General features: G+C 63.5%; 15 protein-coding genes. 7 read left to right on the plus strand and 8 right to left on the minus strand.

Annotation, left to right across the window (positions count from 1 at the left end; genetic code table 11):
- The first annotated feature begins 38 nt into the window (after positions 1-38).
- Positions 39-470: a MarR family winged helix-turn-helix transcriptional regulator gene (locus CH273_RS16585; RefSeq protein WP_032396897.1), complete on the plus strand. Its 432-nt coding sequence runs from the start codon at positions 39-41 to the stop codon at positions 468-470.
- Between the two features lie 2 nt (positions 471-472).
- Here the strand turns inward: CH273_RS16585 and CH273_RS16590 are convergent, their stop codons facing one another.
- From CH273_RS16590 to CH273_RS16600, 3 genes are read right to left on the minus strand one after another with little or no spacing between them, the layout of a single operon-like run.
- On the minus strand, positions 473-1,282 hold the full coding sequence (locus CH273_RS16590) for an alpha/beta fold hydrolase (RefSeq protein ID WP_032397322.1): 810 nt from the start codon (positions 1,280-1,282) through the stop codon (positions 473-475).
- Between the two features lie 13 nt (positions 1,283-1,295).
- Positions 1,296-2,015 (minus strand): pirin family protein, encoded by a 720-nt coding sequence (locus CH273_RS16595; protein ID WP_032396896.1) that lies wholly within the window; start codon positions 2,013-2,015, stop codon positions 1,296-1,298.
- On the minus strand, positions 2,012-2,464 hold the full coding sequence (locus CH273_RS16600) for a MarR family winged helix-turn-helix transcriptional regulator (RefSeq protein WP_032396895.1): 453 nt from the start codon (positions 2,462-2,464) through the stop codon (positions 2,012-2,014). The genes CH273_RS16595 and CH273_RS16600 overlap by 4 nt, the downstream gene beginning before the upstream one ends.
- Positions 2,465-2,562: 98 nt before the next feature.
- Between CH273_RS16600 and CH273_RS16605 the strand changes: the two genes are divergently transcribed.
- Positions 2,563-3,069, plus strand: a complete 507-nt coding sequence (locus CH273_RS16605; RefSeq protein ID WP_371828385.1) for a VOC family protein — start codon at positions 2,563-2,565, stop codon at positions 3,067-3,069.
- A 34-nt stretch (positions 3,070-3,103) separates the two neighbouring features.
- A complete protein-coding gene (locus tag CH273_RS16610; RefSeq protein ID WP_032396893.1) occupies positions 3,104-3,886 on the plus strand; it encodes a pirin family protein in 783 nt (260 codons plus the stop codon).
- Here CH273_RS16610 and CH273_RS16615 read toward each other — a convergent pair.
- Both CH273_RS16615 and CH273_RS16620 read right to left on the minus strand, forming a co-directional pair.
- The gene (locus CH273_RS16615) at positions 3,883-5,448 is read right to left on the minus strand and encodes a Na+/H+ antiporter (RefSeq protein WP_032396892.1); all 1,566 of its coding nucleotides are present in this window, start codon (positions 5,446-5,448) and stop codon (positions 3,883-3,885) included. The genes CH273_RS16610 and CH273_RS16615 overlap by 4 nt on opposite strands.
- Before the next feature lie 58 nt (positions 5,449-5,506).
- On the minus strand, positions 5,507-6,310 hold the full coding sequence (locus CH273_RS16620) for an SDR family oxidoreductase (protein WP_032396891.1): 804 nt from the start codon (positions 6,308-6,310) through the stop codon (positions 5,507-5,509).
- Positions 6,311-6,423: 113 nt separating this feature from the next.
- Between CH273_RS16620 and CH273_RS16625 the strand changes: the two genes are divergently transcribed.
- Positions 6,424-7,146, plus strand: a complete 723-nt coding sequence (locus tag CH273_RS16625) for an ABC transporter ATP-binding protein (RefSeq protein WP_052049937.1) — start codon at positions 6,424-6,426, stop codon at positions 7,144-7,146.
- Entirely contained in the window at positions 7,143-8,726 is a 1,584-nt protein-coding gene (locus CH273_RS16630; RefSeq protein WP_032396889.1) for a hypothetical protein, read from the plus strand. The genes CH273_RS16625 and CH273_RS16630 overlap by 4 nt, the downstream gene beginning before the upstream one ends.
- Here CH273_RS16630 and CH273_RS16635 read toward each other — a convergent pair.
- Positions 8,718-9,278 (minus strand): sugar O-acetyltransferase, encoded by a 561-nt coding sequence (locus CH273_RS16635; RefSeq protein WP_032396888.1) that lies wholly within the window; start codon positions 9,276-9,278, stop codon positions 8,718-8,720. The genes CH273_RS16630 and CH273_RS16635 overlap by 9 nt on opposite strands.
- A 10-nt stretch (positions 9,279-9,288) precedes the next feature.
- On the minus strand, positions 9,289-9,795 hold the full coding sequence (locus CH273_RS16640) for a GNAT family N-acetyltransferase (RefSeq protein ID WP_032396887.1): 507 nt from the start codon (positions 9,793-9,795) through the stop codon (positions 9,289-9,291).
- A 29-nt stretch (positions 9,796-9,824) separates the two neighbouring features.
- Here CH273_RS16640 and CH273_RS16645 point away from each other — a divergent pair, with 29 nt between their 5' ends.
- Positions 9,825-10,778 (plus strand): D-2-hydroxyacid dehydrogenase, encoded by a 954-nt coding sequence (locus CH273_RS16645; protein WP_032396886.1) that lies wholly within the window; start codon positions 9,825-9,827, stop codon positions 10,776-10,778.
- Between the two features lie 53 nt (positions 10,779-10,831).
- Positions 10,832-11,275 carry an SRPBCC family protein gene (locus CH273_RS16650; RefSeq protein WP_032396885.1) on the plus strand — a complete coding sequence of 148 codons (444 nt, stop codon included), beginning with the start codon at positions 10,832-10,834 and terminating at the stop codon, positions 11,273-11,275.
- Here CH273_RS16650 and CH273_RS16655 read toward each other — a convergent pair.
- Positions 11,272-12,522 (minus strand): Nramp family divalent metal transporter, encoded by a 1,251-nt coding sequence (locus CH273_RS16655; RefSeq protein WP_032396884.1) that lies wholly within the window; start codon positions 12,520-12,522, stop codon positions 11,272-11,274. The two genes, CH273_RS16650 and CH273_RS16655, sit on opposite strands and share 4 nt — an antisense overlap.
- Positions 12,523-12,610: the final 88 nt, after the last annotated feature.

The raw sequence follows: 12,610 nt of genomic DNA on the forward strand, positions 1-12,610 counted from the left end.
AAGTTCTTGACGAGGGAAATGTATGTCAAGATATTGACATGAGTCAAGTGGACGTCGATTCTTCAATCGGTCTGGCCCTCAAGCGAGCCACGTCCGCCCTGCGTTCGGCGATGGACGATGCTCTGAGCGAACTCGACATCACGGTCTCGCAGTACTCGAGCCTCGAACACCTCGCGCACACACCGGGCCTGTCCAACGCCGAACTCGCTCGCGCGGTGTTCGTCAGCAGGCAGGCAACCCATCAGCTGTTGGCCGGGCTGACGCGCGACGGCTTGGTGGAGATCGAGGGCACCGGTCGTGACCAACGCCTGTACGTGACCGCTACGGGCCGAGAGCGCTTGCGGCAAGCGTCGGCCGCGGTCGCCGCCGTGGAGCAGGCCATGATTGCGTCACTGTCGATGGGCGAGCGAAAAGTGCTGCATCGCAATCTCGTTGCGTGTGCTGAGGCGTTGGGCGGGCACCGGTCTTGACGTCACGCGATCGAGTCGAGGAACTCCAGCATCGCCGCGTTGAACTCACTGGGCCGGTCCATGTTCGCGGCGTGGCCGCAGCTCTCCAAGACGACAGATCGACCGAGCGGGTTCAGGTCCACCGACTCGAAAGCATGTGCAGCAGGCCAGAACTGACTGTCACGCGCGGCGACCATCAGGTACGGCTTGTCGATACCGGCAATGGTTGCGCGCCAATCCTGCGCAGCATGATCTGCGAGCAGAGCCCTCATCGGTGGGGTGTCGGGGGACGCCAATTTCGGCATCGCACGTAATGCGAGCACAAGCCTCAGCAGCGACGGTACGGATTTCCACTGGGGCCGCCCGTGACCGGTATCGGGTATTCCGTTGTCGAAGAACGTCGTTCGATTGTCCTCGGTGAGTCCGTAGAACCCGTTGGCCCAGCCCGCGCTGTTGACCATTCTCGGTGTCTGATCCACCGACACGATGGCGCGAACGCGTTCGGTGCCGAACTGCGACACGTACGACCAGATGGTGCTCGCACCCATCGAGCCGCCGATCAGAACGGCTTCGTCGAGACCCACCGCCGACAGGAAGTTCGCCACATCGCGTCCGTGCCGCTCCATGGTCGCGCCGTGTGTCGGTGCCTCCGAGGCACCGTGCCCTCGTCGATCGAGCGCCAGAACGCGGTATCCGTTCGCCACCAATGTCTTCTGCTGCAGCATCCAGGTGGTCGCGGGCGCGCAGAAGCCGGCGATGAGCACCACGGCCTGGCCCCTGCCCTCCTCGAGATAGTTCAGGGTGACGGCATCGTCGGTGATGACGGTCGGCATGAACGACACTCCCTCAGGCGAACTCGGCGTGCATTTCCCAGATCATGATCTCGCTCGACGTCGATGCTGTCACACGGTGTCCGCCGGTACCGGTGAGCCGCACCGCGTCACCCTGGTCGAGATCGCCGATGTCCTCGAACACCACTGAACCGTCGGCGACGAAGACGTGACCGAACGGTGCGTCGGGAACGGTGATCGACTGTCCCGGCGCGAGCCGCGCAACATGAAGCGACACAAAGCGATTGCCGATGCGTACTCCTGTCCTGCCCGGCATTCCCGATGCGACGCAGACGAGCTCGCCGGATGCCAACTCGTCCCGCACGTCCAGTTCGTCGTACGACGGCACCCGTCCGTCGGTATCCGGTGGAATCCACATCTGCACGACGCGTAGCTTGTCGCGGCTGGTCAGACTCGATGCGTTGCGTTCGGTGTGGCGGATGCCGGTGCCTGCGCTCATGCGTTGAATCAGTCCGGGGCGGATCAGCCCGCTGTTGCCCTCGGAGTCCGTGTGTTCGAGGGTGCCCTCGAGCACCCAGGTGAGGATCTCCATGTCCCGGTGCTCGTGCGAGTCGAATCCCTCGCCGGGAAAGACGGTGTCCTCGTTGTGCACCATCAGCAACCCGTGCGCGTTGGCCGCCAGGTCGTAGTTGCCGGTCGCGGGGAAGGACTGTTTGGAATCGAGCCACTCGTTCCACCAGTGATGGCGCTGCTCCCCGGGAATGTGGCTGATCACGACGCGTGGTTCCGCATGGCCGAGAAAGTCCGGGTCAGGGCCGCGAGATCGTTCGGCTCCACGAGGTCGAACATGTTCTTCCGCACCGCCTCGACGTGCCCTGGACTGGCTGCGGCGAGGGTGTTCAGTCCGGCTTCGGTGAGTTCGGCGGACATGCCCCGCTTGTCGTCGTCGCACTTGACGCGCCGGACCCAACCGCAGTCGACGAGTCGGCTGATTGCCCTGGTTACGCCGCTGCGAGTGGTGGTGACGGCGTCGGCGAGTTCGCTCATGCGGCGTCGGCGATCGGGTGCTTCGGAAAGGACCACGAGCAGCTCGAAGTCGGTGAACGAGATCCCGGAGTCGCGCGTGAGCTGATTGTCGAGATTGCGAAGCAGCAGCCGAGTGGCGTCGAGGTATGCGCGCCAGGCCAGCTGTTCGTCCTGGCTGAGCCACCGTGGGGAATCCATGAGTCCATAGTAGTTGACAACGCAACTACTGGGTGTACTGTTCTTGGTAGTTGACGAAGCAACTACTTGACCCGGAGGGTGCAGCGATGACCGACGACATGACTGCCGAAGAGACACGACGCGCGCAGGAACACGAAGAGCAGCGGGACCGTATCCGTACTCAGCACCTCAAGCCCGCAGGCGAACGGCCGGCGTCGTCGGCTCGCGGCCTCCACCACACCGCGTTGGTCAGCAGTGACGTCGAAGCAACGGTCCGCTTCTATCAGGATCTGCTCGAGTTCCCGCTCACCGAGCTCATCGAGAACCGTGACTACCCGGGCTCTTCGCACTTCTTCTTCGATATCGGGAACAGCAACCTGTTGGCATTCTTCGACTTTCCCGGACTCGACGTCGGACCGTACGCCGAGGTGCTCGGCGGCCTTCATCACGTGGCGATCAGTGTCGAACCCACCAGGTGGGAGCACCTGCGTACCAAGCTCATCGACGCCGGAGTGGAACTGATCGAGCACAGCGAGGTCTCGCTGTACTTCCGCGACCCCGACGGTGCCCGCCTGGAACTGATCGCCGATCCACTCGGCGAGATGTACGGCTCGCACGTTCTCTGAGAACACACCTACTTTCCAGATTCGAGGCAATGACATGACCTCTGCAGCAACCACACTCGACGTCCGGCGAGCCGACGACCGATTCAAGACCAAGATCGGTTGGCTCGATTCCAAGCACTCCTTCTCCTTCGGCAACCACTTCGATCGCGGCAACACCCACCACGGCGTGTTGATGGTGAACAACGACGACATCGTCGTTCCCGGCCAGGGTTTCGACACCCACCCGCACCGCGACATGGAGATCGTCACCTGGGTGCTGCAGGGTTCGCTGGTGCACCAGGACTCGATGGGTCACTCCGGCGTCATCTACCCCGGTCTCGCCCAACGAATGAGCGCAGGCACGGGAATTCTGCACTCGGAGAAGAACGATTCGTGGCGACTCGGGGAGACCGCCGGCTCGTACTCCGGCAAGCACGGCGATCCCGTTCGCTTCGTGCAGATGTGGGTGGTGCCCGACGAACAGGGCATCACCCCCGGCTACGAGCAGCTCGAGATCGACGGCGAATTGCTCAGTGGCGGTTTGGTTCCCGTGGCATCAGGAATGGCACACCACGCCGACCACGCAGCCATTCGCATCAAGAACAAGTACGCCGCCATGCACGTGGCGCGCTTGCAGTCCGGGCAGGCTCCCGTCGAGATACCCGACGCCCCGTTCGTGCACATCTTCGTCGCCCGGGGCGAAGCGATGCTCGAGGGCGTCGGACCATTGGCCGAGGGTGATGCCGTGCGCGTCAGCGGAGGCGGCGGTCAGAAGCTGAGCACCGCGACCGGAGCCGAAGTGATCGTGTGGGAGATGCACGCGGCGATCGCCGGCTAGTCGGTCTCTCGATGCGGGCGGAAGGAATGCTCTTCGTGATCGAGTTCGTGCTCGAGACTCCGCATGCTGTTGTCCGGCAGCCGGCCGGCGTCTCGCCAGCACAGCAGCTCCTCCCGCTCGACGTCGAGTATGCGGCGACGTGTGGTCATCGCGGCAATTTGCTCGGGTGAGATGACCGCATCGCCGATCTCGGACTCGTCGAGGTGATCCAGACGGCGATGGTAGCGGTCGATACGGTGCTCCAACTCGCGGCGCAGTATCTCGCGACCCTCGTCGTCCAGGTTCTCCTCGTCCGCAATCCGGTCCAACTGTGACAGAGCAGCTTTCGTCGAACCCTCCCGTGCTTCGTTGCGTAGACGTGCCTCTGCGGCGGGATCGGCCACGACGTTCAACCTGCGCACCAGCGGAGCGAAAGTCAATCCCTGACCGATCACCGTCACCAGCACGACGAGAAATGCACAGAACAGCAGCAGATCTCGGCTCTCGAACGGCTCGCCCGAGTCGATGGTCAGCGGCAACGTGAAGACGGCAGCGACGGTGATGACTCCGCGAGTGCCTGCCCAACTCATCACCACCGCCTCGCGGGCGGACAGCCCGGTGGTCAGGAGCCACAGCGGCCGCAGCAACAGGACGCCGGCGAGCGTCACCGTGACTGCGAGGGCGATCGTCGTCCCCGAGTAGGCCGACAGGCCGCCGACAACGGTGGGCAATTGCTCGCCGATCAACAAGAACACGAAGCCCTCGAGAAGCAGATCGATCAGCCTCCACACGGCACTGGTCTGCAGGCGACTGGCTCCGGAGATGGAGTGACGGGTGTGGTGACCGATCACCAATGCTGCGACGACGACGGCCAACACCCCGGACGCATGCACTTCCTCGGCCGCGAGGTACGCGAGGAACGGTGTAGCCAGCGAAACGATGTTGAGCAGCAGCGAATCGTGAACGAACCGCTGTACCAGCCGAATCGCCAGTGCGACGATCAGTCCGACGACGATGCCGCCTGCTGCGGCGAGCACGAACAATCCCCCGGCATGAGCGGCTGTCATGTCCTGACTCGAGATCGCGGCGATCGCCACGGTCAGCATCGTCAGTGCGGTCGCGTCGTTCAGCAGTCCCTCGCCCTCTATCAGGGTCACCAGTTTCGGTGGGATGCCTGCGCGTCGACCCACCGCCAGCGCCGCGACCGGGTCCGGTGGTGCCACGGCGGCACCGAGCGCCATACCAGCGGCCAGCGTGATCCCCGGAACGAGCAACCACAGACCGACGCCGACGAGGGCAGCCGTCGCCACGACGAGGGCGACCGACAAACTCAAGATGGTCCACACGTTGCGGCGGATGGCGATCAGGGAGGAGTTCAGAGCGGCGCTGTAGAGCAGCGGCGGAATCACCAGGGTCAGAACGAGCTCGGGGTCGAGAACGATGTCGGGCAACGCAGACGCCGAGACGGCCAGGCCGGCGAGCGTCAACAACGCTGCCGCGGGGAGTGTCGTCTTCTTCGAGATCACCTGTGCGGCGACGATCAGGCCTGTGGCTGCCAGGACGAGACCGAGTGTCTCTACCACGGTAGGTCGAGAGGGAAATAGTTCACCCAGCTGTATTCCCGCAGGTCAGCGGTTCAAACTACCTCTTCAGTCCGAACATCTTCGCGATCGTCTTCTCCATGAAGGTCGCAGGCAGCAGCCGCCGCGCGAGAAACACGACCGGTGCATTGCTTCCTCTGGCGTACAACGGTTTCGGCTTGTCGGCCTCGATGGCCTTCACTACTACCTCGGCGACGTCCTCGGCGGAGATGCCGGTTCCTTCCTTGCGGTCCAGCGACGAGATGGCGGTGTGGAAGTCGTCTCGATGGACCGAACCCGGTGCGATGTACTTGGTTCGGCGCTCACTGATTCCGGTGTTGATCGAGCCCGGCTCGACGGTGGTCATCCACACACCGAAGGGCGAGAGTTCCAGACGCGCCGCATCGGAGAAGCCCTTGATGGCGGCTTTCGTGGAGGCGTAGGACGAGCGATAGGCAAGCGGGAAGCTGGCCAGCATCGATCCGACCATCACGATGCGGCCGTAACCACGATCGCGCATCCCGGGAATGACACCTTGCGACAGCGTCACTGCGCCGAAGACGTTCAACTGGAAGAGTCGCTCGATGGCATCGGTCGGTAGCTCCTCGAAGGGCCCGGACTGACTCTCACCGGCGTTGTTGACCAGGACGTCGACGTCCCCGAGATCGGCGACGAAGGTGCGGATCGAGTCGGCATCGGTGAGATCGAGAGCGCGATACTCGACACCGGTGGCTCGCTGCGCGTCGGTCATCGAGGCCGGATTGCGGGAGGTGCCGATCACTCGATATCCCCGGGCGACGAGCGCCTGCGCAACCGCGCGTCCGATACCCGACGATGCTCCGGTCACCACTGCCGTGCGATTCATGCCCAGATGGTACCGACGCGGTCAATCCGTACCACGTGACGATCCGATCCATACCGGTTAGTCTTTTATCTGTGCAAACGAATTCTGCTTCCCTGCTGATCGAGCACCTGTGTATGGCGTTCGGACCCAAGGTTGCCGTCGACGACTTGTCTCTGATGGTTCCACCCGGTTCGATGTTCGGGCTCGTCGGCCCGAACGGCGCAGGGAAGACGACCTGTCTGTCCATGGCGGTCGGTCTGCTCAGACCGCAGTACGGCCGAAGTCTGGTGTTCGGACGCGATGTCTGGGCCGATCCCATCGCCGCCAAAGAGCTACTCGGAGTGCTGCCCGACGGCCTCGCTCTGCCGTCCCAGTTCACCGGCCACGAACTCCTGACGTATTTCGGGCGACTTCGCGCGATGCCCGAGGACGTGATCGCGCAGCGTCGAGACGAGCTGTTGGACGCGTTGGATCTGGCCGACGCCGGGGGAACCGTCATCGCCGACTACTCCGCGGGCATGACCAAGAAGATCGGACTGGCCTCGGCGCTGCTGCACGGACCCCGGCTGCTCGTGTTGGACGAGCCCTTCGAGGCGGTCGACCCCATCTCCTCGACCACGATTCGCACCATTCTGGTCCAGTTCGTCCGCTCCGGAGGCTCGGTGATCCTGTCGAGTCACGTGATGGCGCTCGTCGAGCAACTCTGCACTCATGTCGGCGTCATCACCGGCGGCCGCGTCGTGGCCGCGGGAACGGTCGACGAGGTCCGCGCCGGCGGAAGCCTGGACGACGCCTTCGTTCGCCTGGTCGGCACTCGCGAGCAGAACCCCGACGGCCTGTCCTGGATGCGCTCGTGACGGCCCTCGGTCGCACCGTTCTGCAGATGCGAATCACGCTCTACCGCAGGCAGTTCAAGGGCGGTCAAGCAGTGGTGAAAACCGTGTTCGGGGTGCTGGGGCTGGTCGTCGCCGTTGTGGCATGTGTGTTGTCCGCGCGCAATGGAGCCTCGCAGGTCTTGGTCGGCGGCACCGCAAGCCTCGGGCTGACGCTGATGGGTCTGAGCTGGGTACTGTTCCCGGTGCTCTCGGGGATCTCCGACGACAACATCCAGCCCCGCCACTTCCAGATGCTCTCGGTGGAGCCCGCACGCCTGGCGCGGGCGTTGTTGACCACGTCGGGTGTCGGCATGGTGGTGCCGTTGACGGTCATCGCGACCGCGGCGATCCCGATCTACGCCGTATCGCGTTCTCTCGCAAGTCTTCCGCTTGCCATGGTGGCCTGGCCTGCGACCGTCGTGCTCCTCGTGACGCTGTCCAGAGTGGTCACCGTGGCGATGTCTCAGCTATTGAAGAGTCGGCGCAGTCGAGAGTTCGCTCTGCTGGCGTTCGGTGCGGTGTTCGGCAGTCTGTACTTCCTGCAGTTTCCCATCACCCAGAACCTCCCCAGGGTGCTGTCGGGTGACGTGACATGGCCTCTGACACTGGCACATTCGATACCGTTCAGTTGGGGAATCACCGGAGTGGACGCTGCGCTCGACGGCAACTGGATAATGGCGATCGCCGCAGTGGCGGGACTGCTGCTGCTCGATGTCGTCTTGATGTGGTCGTGGCAGCGACTTGTGCTGCGGCTCTTCGAGGGACGGGTCTCCGCCTCGTACGGCGCGTCGCGCAAGCAGATGGCAGCGAACGGCCACAACGGCGATCGCGGTTGGCGCGCCACCCGTGTCGGCGCGGTGGTGACGCGTGAGCTGGGCCTGTGGCGCGGCGATATGCGTCGCCGGAGCCAGCTGTTGTCGGTCCTCATCTTCGCGGTGCTCGGAGGTATCGGTCCGTTGGTGACCGATTCGATTCCGTTCAGCGCAGCCTGGGGTGCGTGGATCGTGATCTTCATGGCAATGGGCGCGGGATCGAATCTGTACGGTCTCGACGGCGGTTCGATGTGGCACCTGGTGATGATCCCGCAGGCTCTGCGCGACGACGTCCGTGGTCGGCAGATTGCCTGGCTGATCGTGGCCGCACCCTTTGCGATCGTGTCCACTGCGGTCGTCCGCGTATTCGGTGACCTCGGACTCGACCGGTTGGCAGTCCCCATCTCGGTGACGTTGTCGATGCTCGGCGTCAGTGCAGGACTCATCGTCGTGGTCTCGGTCCGTGCCGCCTATCCGGTTCCTGAACCGACCAAGGCCTTTTCGTTGAACACCCGAGGGTCGTTCAACGGAGGGTCGTTCGCCCTACTCATGCTGGCAATAGTTGTACTCGGGCTGTCGGTAGTGCCCGCTCTGCTGCTGGCATTGCTTCTCCCCGGTGCCTTCGCGTATCTGTCCGTTCCCGTTGCCGCGGCGGTCGGATGGCTGGGGATGTGGTGGGGTGCGCGGGTGGCCGTGAACACGCTCGTCGGTGGTTCCGACAAGATCCTGCACGAGGTCATCTCACGGTAGGGCGCGGATTGCCTTACAGGGGTTGCCGGCAGCGAAGGTGTGCGACGGCACATCCCGGGTGACGACGCTGCCGGCACCGATCACCGAGTTGTCGCCGATCGTGACTCCCGGGCACACAATGACCCCGCCGCCCAGCCAGACGTTGTTCCCTATGTTGATGGGAAGAGCACTCTCCCAACGTGTTCGGCGCGCCTCGTGATCCTCCATGGGATGGAGAGCCGTCAGTAGCTGCGCGCGAGGACCGATCGACACGTCGTCACCGATGGTGATGGGTGCGCAGTCCAACAGGATGGCGTCGTAGTTGAGGAAACTGTTGGATCCGATGGAAATGTATGTGCCGTAATCACATTGGAACCTCGGCATGATCCACGAATCCGCTCCGATGGATCCGAGCAGCTCGCCGAGAATCTCGCGTCGTTCTTCGTTCTGATCTGCCTCGGTTGCGTTGAATCGGTCGAGCAGCTTCCCACACGCCACCCGAGACGCCACCAGGTCGGGATCACTGTCTCGGTACAGCTCTCCGCGCAGCATCCGATCCCGGTTCTCGCCCATAGACGAGACACTACCGATCGGTCGACTTCTCGAACAGGGCCACGCTGAACCACGAACTGCCGTCGGCGAACTCGCGGCGGCCGACATGGCGGAAACCCTGATTCAGGTAGTAATTGCACAACGCACCGTTGGTCTCGGCGCAGTCCAGACGCAGCAACGCGCGTCCTTCCCGGTGGCTTTGCTCCGCCGCCCACTCCAGCAGCAACGCGCCGAGCCCGGTGCCCGCTTCGCTTCTGTCGATCACCAATCCGTGCACGTACCCGGCGAGCCCATCCTCTTCGGGCCAGATGGTGGGATCGGCCCAGATCAGTCTCAGCGCACCGACTATCGGGCCACTAGGCTCGCGCCGGGCGACGTAGAACTCTCCTGCCTCGATCTGCGCAGCGACAGTGGACAGGGGTACCTCGCGCGGTGTCCACTGATCGATTTTTCGGTCCGATAGCCAGTCCTCGGCTGCGTGCCGCAGGCCGAGTATCGTTGCTGCGTCGGCGGCAGTTGCGGCTTCTACGGTGAGCACGGTGCCATGGTACGGAAAGAGTAGTTGTCGTGATCAACGTGCTTGTGGTCGAGAGTGGTTCGGACAGAAGGTCCTTGCCCGCGATCGACGAAGTCGACTTCCGAAGCTGCACGATGGACGAGCTCGCCGGTGTGGTGTCGTGGGCAGAGGTGTTGCTGTTCCGAACGTTCGAGACCGCCGATCTGCGAACCGTGTGGCCGAATGCCGAGAATCTTCGCTGGATCCACGCATCGAGTGCCGGCGTCGATCGACTGCTCGATCCGGTTCTGCGCGAGGGCCGATGGGTTCTGACGAACTCCGGCGGAATCCTCGACAGGGCGATTGCGGAGTACGTCGCAGCCGGCATTCTGGCGTCGGTCAAGAAGCTGCCTGTGGCGCTTGCTCGTCAGCGCGAGCGGGTCTGGGAACACAGAGTTACCAGTGGTATTCACGGTCGCGCCGCTCTCGTCGTCGGTCCCGGTTCGATCGGCCGCGAGATCGGCCGGGTCCTCGGCGCACTCGGTATGCGCGTCGATGCGTCGGCAACGTCGGAGCGGTCCGGTGACTCGGAGTTCGGACGAATCCGCGATGTTCGACGATTGCCGTCGTATGCGGGTGAGTACGACGTGATCGTGCTGGCGACACCGCTGACCGACGCCACCCGCGCACTGGTCGACACGGAGGTTCTCTCGGCCATGCGTTCCGATGCAGGCCTGGTCAATATCGCCCGCGGACCGGTCGTCGACGAACGAGCCCTGTGCGATGCCCTCGCTGACGGAGGCATCGGGTGGGCGGTGCTCGACGTGTTCGAGGTCGAGCCGCTACCGGACACGAGTCCGCTGTGGCACATGGACAACGTCATCCTGACCGCGCATCTGGCGGGCGATGCCGACGACTTCGCCAAGCGCCTGTGGGCGTTATTCGAGGACAACCTCCACCGATATGTCCGTGGTTCGGCTCTGGTGAACGTGGTGGACAAGCAGGTGGGGTACGTACGCCGCTGAAACGTACGACCAAAGTATGCGTAACACGCCGTAGCGTGTACTAAGGTGCACGAGTGCGTGAAATCAATCGTTCGGCCGTTGCGTCGACCAGTCGCGAGGCGGCGTTCGCCTACATGGACGACTTCAGGAACGTCCCGCAATGGATGTTCGGCATCACCCGTTTCGAGCCGACGAGCGAGGTCACTTCAGGGCTCGGTGCCACGTACGACGCGACGATGCAGATCGGTCCTAAGGCCCTCACCTCCGTTGTGCACGTCACCGAATGGGTCCACAACGAGAGGCTCACGCTCGAGTCGGTCGAAGGCCTGTCCAACTCGTCCACGTGGTCGTTCTCGGATACGGCAGACGGCGGAACCCGTCTGGACGTTGTGTTCCGCTACAGCCTGCCCGGCGGAATCGCGGGCAAGGTGCTCGGCGCTGTTGTGGAACCCGTTGTGGGTCAGGCGATCAAGCACACGGAGTCGACACTGCGCTCACGCCTGGAAGCGGCCGACTAGTACACGTACTTGTCGAGAGCATCCAAGACCTGGTCGACGGCGAGCCACGCGAACAGGAATGCGCACACACCCAGCGTCAGGTTGGTGAACCAGCCGTTGCGCCACTGCTTCGGCACGCGATCACTGTTGAGCAGTACCAACAGTGTCACCGCCAAGAACGGCATGAACACAGCGCCGAGTACGCCGTAGGCGAGCACGAGCCCGATCGGTTGGTCGAGCCACAGCAACGCCATGGGCGGGAACGTCAGCCACGCGACATACCACCGGAAGTACTTGCCTCCCACTCGTGTTTCCGGGTGACCCTGTTCGAGCCCCTTCAGATTGCCGACGAAGTCCGCGAACATCAGGCTCACGCCGTTCCACACCCCGATCAGCGACGAGAACGACGCCGACCAGAATCCGATGAGGAACACGTAGCCGAACACCGTCCCGTAGCGGTCCGCGAGCACGTCGGAGAGTTGGATCAAGCCCTGATCGCCGGTGGAGATCGCGATCTGCGACGAGTACAGCAGTTCGGCACCGACGATGAGCATCGCGAGGACGAAGATGCCGGAGATGACGTAGGCCATCGAATTGTCGATACGCATGACGCGCATGAATTTCGGTGTGATCCAGCCTTTCTCGCGCAGCCAGTAGCCGTACGCGGCGAGCGTGATGGTGCCACCGACGCCACCGGCAAGGCCGAGGACGTACACGATGGAGCCGTCGGGAATGGTGGGGACGATGCCCTTGACGATCGCGGGGACGTTCGGAACCGCCACTACCGCAGCACCGATCACGGTCACGAACATGATGCCGACGAAGACGGTGATGATCTTCTCGAAGAATCCGTAGCTACCCAGCCAGATGAGCGCGAAACCGAGGAGTCCGGACGCGATGGCGACGACCTTGAGATCCAAAGCGGGGAACAGTGCGACGATCGGCAACGCGCTCGACGACATCGCTGCCGCTCCGTAGACGAATCCCCAGATCACGATGTAGGGAGCGAAATACGCCGTCGTCCACTTTCCCAGCGAACGCCAGCCCTGGAAGATCGTGTTGCCCGACGCCAACGTGTAGCGGCCGGCACCTTCCACCAGAACGACTTTCATGACGACACCGACGATGATGACCCAGAGCAGGGCGTAGCCGTAGCGCGAGCCCGCCACCAGAGTCGCGACGAGGTCGGCAGCCCCGATGCCGGTTGCGGCGACCACCAGTCCGGGGCCGACCACCTTCCACTTCGGAGGTGCAGTGGTCTCGGTCATCGACTCTCCTCGCGTGCGGGGTCTGCTCAGTGACCTGTCTCACTCTTTACGAAACGCACGGTTCCTGGCAAGTCGACCCTCGGTACCG

The sequence above is a fragment of the Rhodococcus sp. 05-339-2 genome, assembly GCF_002258965.1.
In the GTDB taxonomy this organism is placed as follows: domain Bacteria; phylum Actinomycetota; class Actinomycetes; order Mycobacteriales; family Mycobacteriaceae; genus Rhodococcoides.